Source organism: Microlunatus panaciterrae, from assembly GCF_016907535.1.
GTDB classification, from domain to species: Bacteria; Actinomycetota; Actinomycetes; order Propionibacteriales; family Propionibacteriaceae; genus Microlunatus; species Microlunatus panaciterrae.
Window position 1 is genome coordinate 548,482 of record NZ_JAFBCF010000001.1, and the last position, 18,741, is coordinate 567,222.

Here is an 18,741-nt window from a genome sequence, read left to right on the forward strand (position 1 = left end):
CCGCCCCTGCGGCACTTCGCACAGTTTCGTGGGCCTCGCCTACGGTCGACCCTGGGTGAGGTACGACGAACCTGTGCGAAGAAGGGGCTGCAGAAACGAAAGGGCTGCGCGCGTACGTCAGCGCGGCTGCATCACGTCGAAGCGGAGGTGTCGGGCCGGCGGTGCCAGCAGCGGCGACCGCTCCCGGCCGACCCACAGCACCGGCTGGCCGTCGGTGGCCCGGGCCAGCTGCCATCGCCGACGCAGCACCAGCCCGCCGACCGGCACCGTCGCCGGGTCGATCGCATGTACGGGCTGGGCCCCGCCGAGCCGTGGGTCGGTGAGCAGCCGCGCGGCCGGTTCCGGCTCCATCAGGGCCGCTTCGGCGCCGGTGTAGTCGACCAACCGGGACTGCAGGAACCGCCGTCGGCCCTCGAACTCGTCCAGCTGGTACGGGTGCCAGTACGGCACGGCGTCGCTGCCCAGCAGGTAGCGGTAGTCCTGCACCGGCACGTTGACCGGATCGGCGCGAGGCGGCAGCGGCAGCCCGCCCCGCTCCTCGACCGACGGGGTCCGGACGTCGCGGCTGTTGACCCGGCGCTCCACCGCCCACAGCAGGTTGGAGTACTCGTCGACGCCGAGGATGACCTCCTCCAACACCGCGCCACTCAGCGGACCGACCGCGGTCGGCCACACCAGCAGGGTGTTGAAGTCTGCACCCTCGGCCTGATCGGTGCGGAACAGCGACCAGTCCGTCGGCGGTGCCAGCTCCGGGGAGGCGGCGCTGGACCATTCCTCGCCGAACCCGTCCAGCACCGTCACCGCCTGGAGCGTGACCGCGTGGCCGGCCTCGGTGTCGATCGGGAACAGGAACCACTCGGTGCCGTGCGTCGACAGCAGGTCGGTCAGCAGCATGCTCGCGAAGTGGCTCCGGTCGGGCGGGTAGCCGCCCAGGTCCACCGCCGCGTCCTCGATCTGCCAGTACCGTGCGTGCGGTGCGCCCGGATAGGTCAGCTGGGCCGGGAACACGCTGACCGTGCCGGCGACGGGCTCCGCTGCGGCCTCGGCGAACGGGCGGTCGCCGTCAACGGTGTACCAGTCCACCCGCCCCCCGTCATGACGCTCGACGGTGAAGGTGTGCTCGGCGCACCGGAACTCGGCCTGGTAGCACAGCTGGTCCGGCAACCAGGCGTCGTCGGGTTCGACCGCCGGGATCTCGGCGAACGGAGCCTCCGGAATGCCGAGCTCGGCGCGGCGGCGCCAGAGCTGCCAGCCGTCCAGGTAGCCGACCCCGTCGGCGTCTGAGCTGAAGGCGTCGTACGGGGCCGGCAGGTCGGTCCCGTAGGCCCGGCTGCCGGGCGGCGGCCGGCGCAGGTAGCACTCCGCGGGCAGCGCTGCGGCGTCGACGAAGGCGCGGAACCGGGCGCCGTAGCGGATCCGCCGGCCGATCGTCCACCAGTCCCCCGGCTCCGACTCGATGATGGCCTCCGGGGGTACCCGGGTGGGGTCCCAGCGCGGGTCTCCGCCGACCGGGTCCAGCCTTCGCCGGGCGACGGTGGCCCGCACCCGGACCGGCGAGCCGGCGTCCTCCCCCTGCAGCTCGCCCAGCTGCCACTGCCGGCCCAGGAACCACACCGGGTCGGCGACCTCGGCGGCCACTCCACGGTCGAAGTCCCGCTGCGGCTGGCGCGGCTCCAGCCGCAGATGATGGTCGAAGTACATGCCGTCCCCCTCAGAAGTCCAGCCGGGTGCTGTCGCTGAGCAGCGCGCGGTTCCACGGCTCCGGGGTGCTGAGCATCGCCAGCGGCAGCACCGGCGCGAGCTCACCCAGGTCCTCGACCGCCACCATCCGCGCCTTCGCCAGCTCGCGGGTCTCCCGGACGACGTCGAGCAGCACGTCGGTGCCCGTCTGCTGGTCCAGCACCGGCGGCACCGCGACCAGGACGGCCTGCGGCGCGCGGGCGCCGGGGGCGTTGAAGTGGAACGCCGCCTGGGTGGTGTGCCGCGGCTCCGGTACGGTCTCGCCCCAGCTGTCGATGGTCCCGACGGCGACCTCGGCGGCCTCGAACACGCCATCGGTGCCATACGCGGCGATCAGCCTCGACGGCTGCGCGGCGGCGCCGCCGGTCCGGCGGGCCCGGTTGTCGATCACCGGCTGTTTCTGCCACGGGTCGTCCGGCCGGTTGGCGTAGCAGGTCAGGCCGGCGAAGTGCTCGGGCGGCGGCGAACGCAGCGGCTCCAGCTGGAGTGCCTCCAGCCTCGCCAGCCGGCTCCGCACCGGCGCCAGCACCGTCAGCCACTGCTCGTCGAGGTCGGGTGCGGGCCGCAGCGGCCGGTCCGGCTCATAGGACGTCAGCGCCGCGGAGTCCACCCGGCCCAGCACCGCCAGACCGCCCTCCGGTGCCGCCAGCGCGCTGATCGTCTCGGCGATCTCGGCCGCCGCCGGCTGGGTGGACCGGCCGGCGGCGTTCGGGGCCGCCTCCGCCGCCGCAGCCGTGTCGAGGAAGCTCTGCGCCTTGTCCAGCCGGGCCTGCAGGGCCTCCCGCGCCGCGGCCGCCCGGTCGGCCGGCGAGAGTGAGCGGTCGATGGTGGCGATACCCCAGCGCAGGGCCAGCCGGAGGGCCGCCTCCGCCTGCACCGGGTCGGCCAGCTGGTCGGCCAGCGCCGAGCCTGCCGTCAGCAGTGTCCGCAACCGGGTCAGCAGCTCCTGGCGTACCGCCAGGTCTGCCGCCTCGGCCGCTGTAGGGGCGGCGGCTGGGGCGGTCTCGGTGGGCAGGTGCAGGTCGGCGAACTGGAACGGCTTCCCGGCCAGGGCCGCCACCAGGTCCCGGCCGAGCCGGTGGTCGTCGGCTCGGGTGGCTGCCGGCGCAGCAACATCGAGGTCATAGGCATCCGGCTGGGCCGCGGCGACCCCGTCGAGCATGCGCTGCCCAGCTGCGAAGCCCAGCTTGTCCGGCGGGTACAGCATGGCGTCCATCACAGTCAGGCCCAGGTCGGCCAGCGATACCGTGCTGGCCTCGGCGACCGGCAGCGGCGCCGGTACCGGCGCACCCTCAGGCGGCTCAGCTGCGGCCGGTCGGAGCCCCTGCACCTGCCCGGTCCACTGCCACGACTCGGCCGGGCCGAACAGCTCCTCCAGGTAGCCGGCCACCGACCCGTCGGCGACCGCCGCCGGATGCACGTCCGCCGCCCCCCCGGCACCCGGCTCGTCGGCTGGCCGGTACGGCAGTGCGGCCAGCAGCGTGGACATCACGCTCTGTCCCGCACGGACCGTCTGCACCACCTCGAGGTCCGGCGGCCCGGCGAACCCGGCGGCTGCGTCCATGGTCGACGACGCCGCCTCGAACCGTCGGGTGACCGCCTGCTGGACCCCCTGGGCCACCAGCAGGTCGGAGTAGGCGTCCAGCGCATCGGCCCAGAGCTGCAACCGGCCGCGCTGGGCCTCGGTCAACCAGGCCGGCAGGCCGCCGGTCGACAGCAGCTCCAGTACGCGTTCCCCGTCACAGACCGTGAACCGGTCCGGGTCGGCCGTCCGCGCGGGGGCGACGTCCTCCCGCAGCTCACGGATGTGCACGGCATCGTCGACGATCGCCTCCACCCGGCGCCCGAGCACCTCCCGCAGATGGGAGCCCATCGCCACCTCGGTGCCCAGCTCGGCGGCCATCCGTATCCGCCGGGAGGTGAGGCTCATCTGCCAGGCCGAGCCGGCGCCGCCGTCGAACGATCGTTCCGCGAGATAGCGGTCGCGCAGGATGATCGAGGTGACCACCTGGGCGTGGGACGGCGCGTGCAGCAACCCGCCGGGTTTGGGGCCGGGCCTGCCGAAGTAGGGCTTCTCCACCCAGCCGTAGATGCCGAGCTGATGCGCGGTGGTGGGGTCGGCCCGCAACGTCGACAACCGCCGCCACGCGACGGCGGTGGCGAACGGGTCGAGCCGGGTCGCCGAGGTGTCGAGCAGGTTGCTGAACAGCCATTCCAGCCGCTCGACCAGCAGCCGCAGGGTGGCCTCGTCGTCGGGCGCGACCTGGGCCAGCTGGTCCTCGAGCATCCGCGCCAACAGCTCGACGCCCTCCCCGACCAGCTGGTAGGTGGACCCGGCCTCGGTCCGGGTGTCCACCGTCCCCTGGTCGGCCAGGGTGAGCTGCTCGGCCCACTGCCAATGGATCGGTCGCTGCGGGCCGAAGATGGGTTCGAGCCGCGGTCCGTCACCACCGTCCGGGATCGGCTGGGCCGCGACGGTGGCCGGGTCGGCCCGGGCCGCGTCGGCGCGGGCCTGCACCGAGGCCTGCAGCAGCAGCCGGATCAGCAGGCTGTCCGGGAACGCTCCCGGGAACAGCTCGACCAGCTGGTGGCCGTCGAAGGCCAGGTTGCGCTGCAGCCGGCGGAGCAGGTCGACGGTGGCCGTCAGCCGGTCACGGAGCGTCATCCTCGCCACCTGGTCGGGCTCGAGCCCGGGAAAGACCGTCGGCACGATCAGCTGCAGGCCGCTGTCGCCGATCCCGCCGGTGGCCAGGTAGTAGCGCTGCGGCTCGTCACCACGAAGGGCGTTGGCCGGCTCGAACCTGGCCCGCAGCGCCTCGTGCAACCGGTCGTCCCGGTTGGGGTCGGCGCCGAGGGCGGCGGCCAGCAGCTGGTCGATCAGCCCCTCGGGGTCGAACGACTGGTAGCCATAGCCGGTCGCGGTCGGCGTCCGGGACACCAGCGTCACCAGCGCGTCGGGATCGGCCCCGATCGACGTCCCGCGCCGGCCGGCCGCGGCGGCCAGCCTCGGCCGGAGCTCCCGCAGCACCCGCACCAGCTCCGGTTCGACCCGGGCGACGTCGGCGTCGCGGGTCTCGACCGGGTGCAGCTCCCAGCGATCCAACGAGGTGACCGGCAGCACGCCGTACGGCAGGTCACCGCTGCGCAACGGCAGCAGATGGCCCAGCGGGCGGACCCAGCCCGACATCCAGCGGGCCAGCGGGTGAACGCCGCCGCCCACACCCCAGACGTCCTTGAGCGGGTGGCCGAACAACGCCGGGAAGAGGCCGGCCTGCAGCAACCGCCCGTATCCGTCGAAGTCGAACTGTGGCGTCGGGTAGAGGCCGATCGCATCGTCACGGCCGGTCAGCGCGCCGGAGTGCTCGGTCGTCTCGCCGACGCCGGCGGCCGCCAGGTCCAGGCGTCGGCGCAGCAACTGGGCCCAGGTCTGCGGGTCCGCGCCGAGGTCGACCGCGGGCGCTCCGGCGACCGTGTTGGTGGCGGCACCGGGTTCCACGGCCGCCAGCTCGCCGGCGGCGGCCTTCGCAGCCCAGACCTCGGCCGGCGGGTCCGGGCTGAGGCCGAGGGCGTACAGCGCGTCGATCTGCTCCGGTGGCCGGGGCAGGTCACACTCGACGCCGACGCCGACGGCCTTGGCCGCCTCCCACGAGTTCCACCACGCGTCGGCATCGTCGCCGGGCAGGTCGAAGGCCAGGGCGGCACGGTCGACCGGGCGGCCGGTGCCGATCCGCTCCGACGTCTGGTCGGTCCAGGTCACCCAGATCTCGATCTGCTCCGGGAAGCCGACGACCCGGGCCGGATGGTGGCTGTCGTCGGCGACCACACCGTCCAGGTCCCGGCCGGCGGAGTCGGCCAGCATCCAGGCGGCTCTGGCCGGGGTGTGCTCGTTGCAGAGCCGCTGCCACAGTGCGCGCCCGGCCGTGCTGTCCAGGAACGCTGCCAGGGCCGCTGACGAGTCACCGCCGGCGGCCGCCCGGACCTGGCGGAGTGCGCCGATCTCGGCACTGCTGAGTCCGGGCCGGTGACTGCTCACCGACATGGCGTCCGGCGTCACCCGGACCCAGACCTGTCCGCCCGGAGGGGCCCCCTTCTCGGGGTGGAACCGGGTCTCGATGGTGACCGGCAGCAGGACGGTGACACGGTTCAGTGGGGCGTCGGCGTCGCTCAGCGGTGGCCGGCTCTCCACCGGTTGCCCCAGCCACCAGCGCAGCCCCTCACCGAGCAGCTCGTCCAGGATGTCGCTGGTGACCCCGGGCGTGCTCCCCCAGACCTGGCGGCGGCGGGGGTTGGCGGCCACCACGGCCGCGATAGCCGCGGTCGTGGCCGGCGCCACCCCTCGGGCCAGGTAGACCGGGTCGGCGGCCAGCGCCTGGAGGACATCGGCCCCGGTGGCCGTCGTGGCCGCCCACAGCACAGCGGCAGCCCGGAACGCGTCGTCGTCATGCTCACTCTCGGGAGCGCCGGTCAGCAGCGCACGGTCGGCGACCAGCTGGTCCAACCACAGTTGGGCCTGGGCATCCGGCGGGTCGGCGTTGGCGGCGGCCTGGGCAGCTGCGGTCGCCTCGTCGATCAGCGCCAGTCGGGCGTCCAGCAGCAGCGTGCTCATCCCTCCAGCCCTTTCCAGTTCAGGTAGCTGCCGTCGATCGCCACCCGGGTCGGTGTGTCGATGACCGTTGCGGCGAAGGCACCCCCGTTGGCTGCGTTGGCTCCCAGGTCGTTGCGGAAGCGGAGCTCGGCCGGCGGCTCGTCCAGCACCACCCGGTACTGGGGTAGGTCGGTCGGGTCGATGTCGAAGATGAAGAAGGTCACATCGGCACCGATCGCCCCCTTGATCTTCGGTGCAATGGCCCGGCGTCCGGCGAAGTCGGGCTGCTCCAGGGTCAGCGCCCCCTCGTCGTCCTGCCGGGTCAGGTACACCAGCGTCGACGGGTACCGCCGGAACAGGTCGGTCCGGAACACCATCACCAGGTCGCGGTTGCCGGCCGGGTCGCCCGGGTCGAGCACCTGGTGGCTGTTGTCGCCGAGCCGGGTGTCCTGCCACAGGTGGAGGCCGCGGATGTCGTCCACTCTGCTGTCGGTGCGGTAGTCGAAGTTGCCCCAGAACCAGCGCAGCGGCGTGCAGTGCGGCGCGATCGCCAGGTTGCGCCAGCGCAGCTCCGCCAGCAGCTGGGTGTTCAGCCCGGTCAGCAGGGCGTCGACGAAGGCCGGGTTGGTCTCCATCGCCACCACCGCATCGGCCTCGAGCTTCTCGATGCCCGGCAGCAGCCACGGTTTGGCATAGTCGCGGAGCGGCTTCCACACCTCGTAGTTCAGCCCGATGCACACCTCCGGCGGCTCCAGCCCGGTGATGTCGAGGCCACCGATCGTCGCCGCCACCCGGCCGATGGCGGGCGCGCCCGGGCCGAGCGGGTCGATCGCCCGGGTGGCCACCTCGGCCAGCCGACCGAGGTCCACCGGTCGGCAGCGACGTTCCGCGCCGTGGGTGCGGTGATCGAGCACACCGGTGATCGGATCCTCCGCACCGTGGTCGCCGTGCGGGTCCCGGCGGACCAGGAACGGCTCGACGACCTCGATCAGCTGCGGTCGGGTGACCACGTTCCCGTCATAGGGCGCCAGCCGCTCCCGCAGCCTGGGAAACACCCAGTCGCCGACGTCGAGGGCGTCCCGCAACGCCCCGTACAGCCGCTCCGCCAGCTGGTCGGCACCGATCGGCTCACCACGCTCGACCACCTCGTCGATCACCTGGCGGACCTGCTCCGGCAGGTCGTCCAGGCCCAGCAACCGGTCCAGGCCCGGCAGGCCCAGGTCCCTGAGCAGGTCGTCCAGGCCGCCCGGCGTCGCCGGCGGCGCCGGCAGGCAGGCGTTGGCCGCGTCCATGATGGCGCCCCGGTCCGAGCAGGCCGGGTCGGCGTGCTTGCCGATTCCGTCGCCGGGCCGGAAAGTCCTTCGGGCGGCAGTGGACAGGGCTGCGGCGGGCAACGACCGGCCGGCGCCGGTGACCAGGGACAGGGCACTGACGCCGCTGGCAGCACCGTCGGTCGCCGGCAGCCGATCGAGCGTCGGGCCGAGCAGCACCAGCCGGTTCCGCGGGTCCGCCGGCAGCCGCCGCTTCCAGAGCGACCGCGCAGCGGTCAGCCCCAGCAGCAGCTGACGGACCCGCTGCCCGGCCTCGGCCAGCGCGCCGAGCTGCTGCCGGGCCGCGTCGACCAGCTCTTCCTGAGTCTGGATCGCCAGCCAGGCGCCCAACCCGGCGATGCCGCGGAAGCGCGGGTCGCCGTTGAGCAGCCGGCCCCAGTCGGTGGCCGCCGGTTCGTCGATCCAGGGGATGCCGTACACGGGCAGCCCGATGACCTTTCGCCGGGGATCGACCAACCGGGTGGTGACGGCCTGCAGGTCGGCCAGGATGTCCGGCGGTGCCGGGTCGGTGGCGACCGGCCAGGTGGTGGCGACGCCGGCGATTGGCCCGACGGCCAGCCCCGGGTCCGCCGCCAGCGAGGTGATGGCGCCGCGGACCTCCAGCGGGTCCTCGTCGGGGACCCGCTCGTAGGACAGCCGGGCACGTCCCAGACCGCCGACCTCGACCGCATGCAGCTGCGCGGCGAGCGTCTCGAAGTCGCCGGCACCGGTGGTCCAGTACTGCCAGGAGAAGTACGCCGGCAGCACTCCGCCCTCCGGCGCGCGCAGCTGGTCCCCCGGTCCGACCTCCCAGGCGTCCACCACCTGGCCCGACACCAGGGCGTAGGCGGGAACGACGACGGCGAGATACTCCCGGTTCGGCAGCAGGCCCGGGCCCTCCAGACCCCTCGGTGACAGCAGCCGGGACACCTGCCTGCCGGCATCGCTCATCTGGTGGGCCCACAGCCACGAGCTGCCCAGGTCATGGGCGCGCAGCACGTCGTTCTTCTTGATCTTGACCATGGACCCGGCCAGCTCGAGCTCCTCGGTGGTGCCGGTGATCAACACCAGCCAGGGCCGTGGCTGGTCGGCGCCGTTGCGGCTGAGCTCGAAGCTGTAGCGCCAGGGCAGGTCGATGTCGGTGAAGTCGACATGCACCAGCTTGGTCGTCTCGGCGTCGCGGGTCCAGGGTTTCGGCGCTGTGCCGGCGATGGCCGACGCCTGCAGTCCAGCCGTGTCGGCGGGGCCCATCAGGTGCAGCACCAGCGGTTCGGCGCGAACGGCACCGGACAGCGTGTCGCGCAGGGTCAGGTCGACCGAGACGACGGCGCGGCCGTTCTGTTTGCCGGTGACGTGTTCGAACAGTCCCGACCGTGCGTACGGGTGAAAAGTGAGCTCGGCTGCCATCTCAGACCCCCGCCAGATCCAGCAGTGCCTCGCCGGCCGGCACGGCCAGTCCACCGGTGCCGCGCGCGGCCTGGAAGGCACCGAACGCCGAGACCCCGGCAGCGGCCAGCGCACCGTCGCCGGCGTGGGCGTTCCAGGTCTCGTCCCGGACGCTGACCAGCGGCGGTGCAGCCGCCACGGCCGCTGTGCCGTCCGGCTTCCCGGTGGCTCCGGCCAGTGCCGCCGACAGCCCCCACATCGACGCGTTCAGCAGCTGCGAGCGGTCCGGGATCTTGATCACGGTGATCTTCACCGTCCTCTTCATCTCCGTCCCGCCCGGGCTGACGCCGGTGCTGAGGGCGATGCCGGCGATCTCGCGGTGGAAGGCGGCGGTGTTCAGCGCCTCGGCGCCGCTGACGTCGGCGTAGGAGCCGAGGCCGAACGGCTCGCGCACCGGGTCGCCTTTCACGGCACTGTCCAGACTGACCTGGTACTGCTGGCTCAGTGGAGTGCCGCCGAAGCGTTGCAGCCTGATCTCGAACGGTGCGAGTCGCTGCGTCCAGACCACCGTGGCAGTGGCCGCGACGACGGCGACGTCCTTCACCGTGATCTTCTTCAAGATCACCTGACGCTCGGTGTTCTCGGTGTGGATGTTGTCCAACCGGTGCACCTCCTTGGCCAGCTCGTCCAGCACGGCGATGTCGACCCTGGGTACGTCGCCGTTGCCGCTGCCCAGCCGGTAGGTGGTGTCGAAGCTGAACCGGACGAAGAGGATCTTGAACGAGACCGCCGCGGCGATCACCAACGGCCCGGGCCCGGACACCTTGCCGTTGATCGACACGCTGCAGAGCGAGACGTCGTCGAACTCGATGTCGAAGCCTGCCGACAGGATGAACTCGAAGTAGAACGGCCGGAACTGCACCAGGGCGTCGAACTCGAAGTGGCCATGGGCCGCGACCGGGCCGATCTCTAGTCCCGCCTCGACGCCCGCGCCGAGCTGCAACGTGTTGGGAGTGAAGGCGAAATAGAAGGTGCTGCGCAGATAGATGTGCACCCCGGCGTCGATCGAGTAGCCGGCCGATGCCCGTTGCAGCCGACGGATCTTGATCGGCTCCGGGTTGTACGACGGGTGGAAGCCGCCGATGCTGAGCAGCACATAGGGACTGGCGCCATAGCTCATCCGGAACGTGGCGTCCCCGGTGAGGGTGAAGATGGCCAGCACCGAGGAGTCCACCAGCGACGCATCGAAGAACACCAGCGAGGCGGCGAAGTCGATGCCTCCCAACATGTCCACTCTCAGGTTGACCAGCGGCACCGCGCTGCCCAGCCCCGGAATGGTCGCCCTGGCCGAGCCGACGATGATGATCTTGGACGGTCCAGGCAGCTCCACCAGCACGCCGACATCGAGCCGGACGATGTACAGCCAGACGATCTGGAAGGTCGGTCCGACCACGAAGACGCCGTCCGCGGCTGGGAAGAAGGCAGCAAGATCATCGAAGATCGCCGGGGCGTTGCGCACCGGATCCTCGCAGAACAAGACATTGCCTGCGCTCCCGCTGGACAACCGGGCGGACAGCTGGTCCAGGTCGGTGCGGCGGTTGATGCCGACGACACCACCGATACCGGTGAGCATCAACCCGAACCCGAGCTGGATCCCGGGGAACCGGGCACCGACGACGACCACGAACGACGGGCTGCGGCCGGGCCGCACCTCGAGGATGCCGAAGGCGCCAACTCCGACACCGAGTACCTTGACCGAGAGGGCGCCGAGGAAGCGTCCGCTGTCGGGGGGCGACTCGGCCAGGAAGCCGCCACCCTGAACCGGGCCGGCGTCGACGCTGAGGCCGATCCCACTCGGGGCCAGCGGCCCGAGGGACTGTCCGCCGCTCAGCCCGACCCAGGCGCCGAAGTCGGTGATGGTCGCCGTGACCGGGCCCAGCTCCCCGGTCACGCTGAGCCGCACCTCGGCACGGAGCGCGAGCCCGCTGCCGGCCACCGCCGCCGCCAGCCGCAGCCGCGCCGAGTCGATGGTGAGCGACAGCCCCGAACCTCCCAGCCGCTGGTTGATCGGCTGCACCAGGTCGATGCCGAGCGCCGGCGCCTCACCCTCGCCGCCCTGGACCCGCAGTCCCCGACCGGCGTCGTAGACGACGTCCAGGTCGATCAGCGCCTGCAGCGCCTGGCCGATCCCCAGACCTTCCAGATAGCTGCTCTGCAGGGCCACCCGGAGTCCGGCCAGGTGCAGACCCAGCGAGAACGGGCCGTTGCCCTGCGCAGGTCGGCGCAGCTGCGCGAAGGCGCTGAGCTCGGCGACGTCGATGGTCAGAACGGGCGTGCTGACGACCGGCACCGGGCCCACCGGGTTGGTGCGCTGCAGCCTGACGGCGACCAGGTCGTCCGGGAGTGAGGGCGGTAGGACGTCGGCCAACGTCCAGCTGGTGCCGTCGAACACCAGGTTGGCCCCGAACGGGACGGTCGGACCGACGACGACGAGCTGCCAACCGGCAGCGATTGGATAGCTCTTCACCAGCTCGCTCGGCTGGTGGGCGACCAGCGCCAGCCCCAGCTTGAGCGAGCCCGGCGTCAACTTCGGCAGCAGCAGCGGAGGCGACTCGATCGACGGTGCCGGCAGCGTCGGCAGCGAGAGGTCCGGCAGCAGGTTCTCCGGGTGCAGGTCCTGGCTGTGCAGGTAGGCCAGGAAGGCGTCGACACCAGCGGCGTCGGGGCGGAGGTCAGCCAGGGCTGCCGGCGGTGGGATCTGCAGCTTGAACAGCCACGGCGCCTCGAACAGGTCGTGCAGCGGGCTGTCGTCGGCGAGCGCCAACGGACCCGAGGGCGGGACGGGCAGCGCGCCGGTGCCCCGCCCGGTGTGTTCCAACAGCAGCAGTGGTCGTGGGGCGACCACCAGGGCGGCCAGCTGCACGGTGAGCAGATGGCTGTTGACCGCGCCGGTGGCCGGGTCGGGCAGGCCGGCTTTCGCCTCCAGCACCGGCAGCACGGACTGCGGTGCGGTGAGCAGCTGCTGGACCCGGTCCCACCGGATCCGATGGTGGGACGGCGGTGTGGCGTCGTACTCGATGACGCCCAGCAACACGAGCAGCCCGGCCACCCGGGGCCACCGGTGCTCGAGCATCCGCATCAGCACGGAGTCAGCGAAACCCGGGCTGTCCGGCGGGTTGAACTTGTCGAGCAGGCGACGGAGCGTGCCCAGGTCGGCGTCCACCGACACCGAGTTGTCCTTCAGGTCCGACAGCCACTGGCCGACGTCGGCGATCACCTCGGGGGCGGCCGGGAGAGTGTCGCCAGCGTCGGGGTCGAACGCTCTGGTGATCAGGTCCGCCAGCGTCTCGAAGAGACCGGCCATGGTCGCCCCCCTTCCCGACTGGCCGCCCTCCCGGCGCCGCAGTCGGCACCTGAACCAGGCATCGACCGCCGCCACGGGTGGGGTTGGGACTCACGATCCCGAACGGGGTGGCGGTTGTCAATGGCCGCTGATCTCTTCTCGCAAGACGTATCAGGAGAGGATCGCCGATGCTCCTTCTGGATAGACCGACCGGTACTGGAGGATCCGATGCTCACATCACAGCTGTTCGCCGGCGACCCGCTGCTGGAGTCCATCGCGGACGGCGGACCGGAACGGATCTCCCGGTCTCAGCACCGCCACGACCCGGCCGTCGGCAAGGTCCAGACGGCCCTGCTGGTCTGGGACCCGGGGTGCCTGCCCCAGTTCGGGGCGGACAGCGACTACGGCGACGAGACGGCCGGAGCGGTCCGCCGGTTCAAGATCGAGGAGCTCGGCGTCCCCGCCGGTCAGGTGATCGACGATGTCGGGCCGCAGACGGTGATCCGCCTGGACGCCATCCAGGCCGCGGCTGAGCAGCCTCCTCCAGCGCCGGCCGGCATCCTGGTCAGGCGCGACGTGTGGCGGCTGCAGCCGACGGCCGCCGCACCCTGGGACCCGGTGATCCTGGCCTATGCCGCGGCTGTGGGGGTGCTGAAGACGAACGCCGGCCCCAGCCCGCATCTGTGGTGGAGCCATCAGACCCAGGTGCACGGGATGGCTCCCGACCCGCAGGACGGGCTGCGCAACCAGTGCCAGCACAACTCCTGGTTCTTCCTGCCCTGGCACCGGATGTACATCTTCTTCTTCGAGCAGATCTGCCGCTCGATCATCCAGGGGCTGCCGGACGTCGACAGCGAGGTGAAACGCACCTGGGCACTGCCGTACTGGGATTACGACCGCAACGACTCGAACAGTCTGCCGCCGCCGTTCGGGGAGCCGTTCATCGAGGGTGACCAGACCCGGCCCAACCCGCTGTTCGACGCCGAACGCAACAACGGCATCAACTCCGGCAGCACCAGACTGAGTGCAGCGGTGACCAGCGCGGCCGGCTGGTTCCGGGCCACCCCGTACGCGGCCCGCTTCCCGAACGGAGCCAGCTTCGGCGGGCCGGAGACCGGCCCGCACCATTTCAACGAGTCCGGTTCGGCCAGTCCCGGACCACTGGAGACCACGCCGCACGGCAACGTGCACATGGCCGTGGGCAGCACCGGCAAGATGGGGGATTTCAACCGGGCGGCCGGGGATCCGATCTTCTGGCTGCACCACTCCAACATCGACCGACTGTGGGAGATCTGGCGAGCCAACACCGGACAGGGACTGGACCCGACCGACAACCGGTTCCTGAACCAGAGCTTCAGCTTCCTCGATGCCACCGGCGCTCGGACCACGCTCACCCCGGCCGGTGTGCTGGACACCCGCAACCAGCTGAACTATGTGTACGAGAACATCACGGTCCCCACCTCGGCTGGGGCCAGGCAGGGGGCAGCCATGCCGTTCGCCAACCCGCAACCACCACAGCGGCTGGGATCGGTCGACAATGTGGTCAACCTGGTTGAGGGCCAGCCGCAGGCGGTCGACTTCGCCCTGGCCGACTTCGGCCCACTGGTGCTGGACGCCGTCGAGCCGCGGCGGGTGCTGCTCTCGATCGAGCACATCACTGCGGACGCCATGCCCCAGCAGACGTACGGGGTGTTCCTGGAACCGTTCGGCCAGGGTGAGGGGGTCCTGGTTGGAAGCCTGCCGCTGTTCGGACTGGCTGAGTCGAACGCCCCGGACGCGGAGCACGGGTTGTCCTACACCTTCGACGTCACCGACATCGTGCAGCAGATGATGGCCGGGAACCAGTGGGACGTGGGGCGGACCTGGCTGTCGCTGCGACCGGTGATGGAGGTCGAGCCGCAGGACGTTCTGGCGAACATCTCCATCGGCAGCATCAGCCTGATGGTGGAGTAGCCGTCGATGTCCCAGGCGGGCACGCTGGGCCGACTGCGCTGGAGATCGGCTCGCAGCGTCGCGGCCGCCGACCTGCTGCGACGCCGACCGGAATGGCTGGTCCTGGTGCTGGCCGGAATCGGCTGGCTGCTGATGGTGCCACTGCTCTGGTCACATCCGGAGACGTCCATGCCTGGCATGGCAGCACCGATGGCCGGCCATGATCATGCCGCGCACCAGCACGGCATCACCACCTCGCCGGCCGAGGCCGCAACCTCACCGCTGATCATGGTCCAGCTGGGCCAGCTGGCCGCAGCTCTGCTGGGGTGGCTGGTGATGGCGGGGGCCATGATGCTGCCGACCGCTGTCCCGGCGATCCGCTATGTGGCCTTCTCCAGTCGTCGGGACCGGCGGCAGTACCCGGTACTGGCCTTCGTGGTGGGCTTCCTGCTTGCCTGGACACCGCTCGGACTCGTCGCCTCACTTGGGCACCTGCTGGCCCAGCCTGGCTCGACGGCTCTCACCGCTGCGGCGGTGGCGGTGGCGGCCGGGTGGGAGCTGACCAGGATGAAGCACCGCGGCCTGCTTCGCTGCCATCGGACCGAGCCGATCCGGTTCAGCGGTTGGGCCGCTCTCCGCTCGTCGGCGGCCTTCGGCTGGCGCAACGGGTGCTCCTGTGTCCTCGCCTGCGGCCCGGCGATGCTGGCCCTGATGCTGGCCGGCCATCCGGTGGTGCTGACGCTGGTTGTCGCAGTGATCATGTTCGCTGAGAAGATGCTGCGCCGCGGGTGGCGGCTTACTGCGGCTGTGGCAGCGGCGGGGTGGGGCTTTGCGGCGCTCGTGCTCGGTTTTCAGCTGAGCCCGTGACGATGCCCGGACAGGTTTCGCCCGTGCCGCCGCCCACGCTGCCGCGCTCGGCCGGGTGGAGTGTCTAGAGTAGGCACGACCAGTGGCTCGGGGAGGGCAGAAGAAGGGAAGTCGACCGGCAGATGGTAGGTCCGCGCGGTGAACCAGGTTCTGCGCCAGAGCCGGTCTCGGCATCGGATCGACGGCGTTTCGCTGTCGCCACTGTGGTTGCACTGGTGGTCGCAGCGGTGTTGGCGGTGCTGTTCCTGCCTGCCGTACTGTCGGCTCGATCCCGGGCGATGGTCAGTGACATCACCCTGATCCCGTTGGCGACCGCGGTTGCGCTCAGCTGTGCCTGGCGGGCACGGCATGCCCCGCCGCGGGCCCGGCAGGCGTGGTGGCTGCTGGCGGTGTCCGGTCTGATGTTCGCGCTGGCCGAGATCTGCTGGTTCATCCTGCATCACCTCATCGCCGTCAGCAGCGATCCCTCGCTGGCCGACGTCCTCTATCTGGGTGCGCTGGTGCCGGCAGCCGCCGCCCTGGTCGTCTTCCCGGTTCCGCGGCACACCGGGTCGGAGCGGATCCCGACCCTGCTCGGCGGACTGGTCGTCGGCGGGGCGGCCCTGTTCATCAGTCGCGCGCTGGCGCTGACGGTGATCGTCCCGGCCGCAAGCGGCAGCTGGCTTCAGCAGGCGGTCTATCTGGCCTACCCCATCGCCGACGTGGTGCTGGCGGCGCTGGCGTTGATCGTGCTCGTGCGCGCCGGCTCACGGTCCCTGCTGCACCTCGGCCTTCTGGTCGCCGGCTTCATCAGCTACGCGGCGGCCGACACGTCGTACGCCTACCAGAGCGCACTGGACACCTATGTCGCCGGTTCCCCGCTCGACCTGGGCTGGGCGGTGGCCTACGTGCTGTTCACGCTGGCCGCGCTGGCCCCCACCGCCTCCCGGGAGCTGCCGGAGGACGCGCCGGCCGGCGACGCCCGCTACACCGCGTTCTCCTCTCTGGTGGTGTACGTACCGCTGCTGGCCGCAGTGTTGGTGGCCACGGCGCGACCCTCACCGATCGTCGACCCGGTACTGATCGTGACCGGACCGGCGATCCTGGTGGTCTTCGGTGTGCGTCAGGCCCTGCTGGCCGCCGAGAACAGCCGGCTGCGTCGCCACCGGGAACGCCAGGTCGAACAGCTGCAGTTACGCAGCACGGAACTGCGACGGCTCGCGCTGCAGAACCAGCGCATCATCCAGTCCGTCGTCGACGGCGTCTTCGGCGTGGATGCGGACGGGCGGATCACCTTCGTGAACGCCCGGGCGTGCGAGATGCTGGGACGCGAGCAGAGCACTCTGCTGGGCGCGAGCGAGGACCAGGTGGTCGCCGCGTCGGCGGCGGACGGCTCCGCCGGAAACCCGCTGCGGACCGCACTGCTGACCGGCGCCGTCTCCGTCAGTGCCGGTGCGCGGTTCCTCCGCCCCGACGGCACGACCTTCCCGGTGGAGCTCGCGGTCGGCCCGGTCGTCGAAGGGGAGACGATCACCGGAGCAGTGGTGGTGTTCCGCGACGTCAGCGCCCGGCGTGCGGTCGAGAAGATGAAGAACGAATTCGTCTCCGTCGTCAGCCATGAGCTGCGAACCCCGTTGACGTCGATTCGAGGTGCTCTCGGGTTGATGGCCGGCGGAATGGGCGGGCCGCTCAACGAGCGCGGCCAGCGGATGGTCTCCCTGGCGCTGGAGAGCAGCGAGCGTCTGACCCGGCTGATCGAGGACATGCTCGACCTGGAGCGGATGGAGTCCGGCACTCTCGCCCTCTCCGTGGAAAGCTGCGACGTGGCTCAACTGCTGGAGACCGCACAGGCCGAGGTGCGGGCGCTGGCCGCCGAACATCAGGTGACCGTCGAGACCACCGAGGCCGCGGGTTCGGTCCAGGCTGACCCCGACCGCGTGGTCCAGACCCTGACCAACCTACTGAGCAATGCGATCAAGTTCTCACCGGCAGGGGGCAAGGTGAGGCTCGCCGCCACTCCGATCGGCACGATGGTGGAGTTCGCCGTCCGCGACCAAGGTCGCGGGGTGCCGCCGAGCAAGGTGGACCGGATCTTCGAACGGTTCGAACAGGTCGACTCGTCGGACTCGCGCGACCTCGGTGGCACCGGACTGGGGTTGACCATCAGTCGCGACATCGTCCGCCTGCACGGCGGCACCATCTGGGTGGAGAGCGAACTGGGTCACGGGTCGACCTTCCGCTTCACCCTCCCCATCAGCGCACCCGAGCCGGTACCTGCGCCGGTTGAAGCGTCGCCGCGTCGCTGAGCGGACGCTGCCCGGTCAGCCCGTCGAGGTCCGCCTCGATGATGGTCGGCAGGTAACCCGAGCGGACGTCGAAGGTGGGCATCCAGCCTCGGCCGGGACTGACCAGGATCAGCAGGCCGTGGTGGTCACCGACTGCCGCGAACGAGTCCACGGCACCCCCGAGGGTGGCGAGCCCCAGATCGTCTCGCAACCGGGCCACCTCCGCCAACACGTCGGGGACGGCGACGCCCACTTCACTGATCGACAGCAGCTGCGGTACGCCGGTGGCCGCCGGTCCCCGACGCTGCCGCCGGCCGATGAGCTCGAGCACCATCTCGGCGGGACCGGAGAAGTAGATGGACCGGGAGTCCCACACCGGTGGCCCCTCGAACTCGGTCGTGCCATCCTCGGCCGACAACAGCGGCGTCCTCGCCTCCAGCCATCGCCGATGCTCGTCGAAGGTCTCGGCCGGCACGTCGAAGGCCAGGTGGTGAACTCCCACCGCGCCCTCCCCCGGTGCGAGTACGAGCGTGCTGGCGCCGATCTGCACTCCGGCCCCCTCCGCGACCGAGGTGTCGGGCAGCTGCAGCACATCGGAGAAGAAGCTGGCCGTCTCGGCGACATCGGTGACCGTGATGCGGACGGTGTTGATCAACATGAGAAATCCTCGAGCTCGTGGACCCGATCATGAACAGGTCCCTCTGACAACATCGGTCACCAGTCTTCAACTTCAAGCATGCTTGAGGTCAACCTCGAAGATGATCTCCCTCCCATCCTCGGCATCCCACTGCTCCCCGACAGCGACGAAACCGAGTTGGGTCACCAGCCGTCGCGATGCCACGTTGTCAGGTCGGATACTGGCCCGCACGATGCGGACGGCGGCCTCGCGCTCCGCTCGGTCGAGCAGCGCTCTCAGGGCAGCACGGGCGTATCCCCGGCGGCGGTACGCCGGGTCGACGGCATAGCCGACCTCCACCATCCCGCCGTCGTCCGGCGGGCCGTGGAATCCGGCCCGACCGACAGCCTGCCGCTGAGTACGGTCGACGATGGCACGGGTGATCCACGAGGCGGCGCCCGGATCCGCCTCCAGCTGCCGGCTCCGCCGTCGCCAGACGCCGATCGACTCGGGCGCCACGAAGTAGGGCGTCAGCGTGATCGTCAACTGCCGGTTGGCCGCGGCGAGGTTCCCCAGGGCCAGGGCGTGCAGTACTGCGGGCGACAGCTCGACCAGCTCGACCTCGGGCGCGGGTCTGGCCAGGTCGTCACTCATGGCACCACCGTGCCAACGCTCCCCCTCGGTGTCCACTCCGGTGC

9 protein-coding genes are annotated in these 18,741 nt (G+C 71.2%); 3 read left to right on the forward strand and 6 right to left on the reverse strand.

The features are described from left to right. Positions 1–117: 117 nt before the first annotated feature. The 4 genes from JOE57_RS02415 to JOE57_RS02430 are packed head-to-tail and all read right to left on the reverse strand — an operon-like array spanning position 118 to position 12,385. On the reverse strand, positions 118–1,701 hold the full coding sequence (locus JOE57_RS02415; RefSeq protein WP_204916224.1) for a hypothetical protein: 1,584 nt from the start codon (positions 1,699–1,701) through the stop codon (positions 118–120). A 10-nt stretch (positions 1,702–1,711) separates the two neighbouring features. After that, complete coding sequence (locus JOE57_RS02420) at positions 1,712–6,346, reverse strand: hypothetical protein (protein ID WP_204916225.1); 4,635 nt, start codon at positions 6,344–6,346, stop codon at positions 1,712–1,714. Beyond that, positions 6,343–9,042 carry a hypothetical protein gene (locus JOE57_RS02425; RefSeq protein WP_204916226.1) on the reverse strand — a complete coding sequence of 900 codons (2,700 nt, stop codon included), beginning with the start codon at positions 9,040–9,042 and terminating at the stop codon, positions 6,343–6,345. The genes JOE57_RS02420 and JOE57_RS02425 overlap by 4 nt, the downstream gene beginning before the upstream one ends. Before the next feature lies 1 nt (position 9,043). Beyond that, positions 9,044–12,385 (reverse strand): DUF6603 domain-containing protein, encoded by a 3,342-nt coding sequence (locus tag JOE57_RS02430; protein ID WP_204916227.1) that lies wholly within the window; start codon positions 12,383–12,385, stop codon positions 9,044–9,046. Positions 12,386–12,592: 207 nt separating this feature from the next. Between JOE57_RS02430 and JOE57_RS02435 the strand changes: the two genes are divergently transcribed. The 3 genes from JOE57_RS02435 to JOE57_RS02445 all read left to right on the forward strand — a co-directional run bounded on the left by JOE57_RS02435 (position 12,593) and on the right by JOE57_RS02445 (position 17,448). Next, on the forward strand, positions 12,593–14,317 hold the full coding sequence (locus JOE57_RS02435) for a tyrosinase family protein (protein WP_204916228.1): 1,725 nt from the start codon (positions 12,593–12,595) through the stop codon (positions 14,315–14,317). 6 nt (positions 14,318–14,323) lie between these two features. Next, positions 14,324–15,163 carry a copper chaperone gene (locus JOE57_RS02440; RefSeq protein ID WP_204916229.1) on the forward strand — a complete coding sequence of 280 codons (840 nt, stop codon included), beginning with the start codon at positions 14,324–14,326 and terminating at the stop codon, positions 15,161–15,163. 215 nt (positions 15,164–15,378) lie between these two features. Continuing rightward, positions 15,379–17,448 (forward strand): ATP-binding protein, encoded by a 2,070-nt coding sequence (locus JOE57_RS02445; protein ID WP_204916230.1) that lies wholly within the window; start codon positions 15,379–15,381, stop codon positions 17,446–17,448. On the opposite strand, the gene JOE57_RS02450 is transcribed toward JOE57_RS02445, so the two are convergent. Continuing rightward, entirely contained in the window at positions 17,396–18,085 is a 690-nt protein-coding gene (locus JOE57_RS02450; RefSeq protein ID WP_204916231.1) for a VOC family protein, read from the reverse strand. The genes JOE57_RS02445 and JOE57_RS02450 overlap by 53 nt on opposite strands. A gap of 72 nt (positions 18,086–18,157) precedes the next feature. After that, positions 18,158–18,697 (reverse strand): GNAT family N-acetyltransferase, encoded by a 540-nt coding sequence (locus JOE57_RS02455; RefSeq protein WP_204916232.1) that lies wholly within the window; start codon positions 18,695–18,697, stop codon positions 18,158–18,160. Between the last annotated feature and the right edge of the window lie 44 nt (positions 18,698–18,741).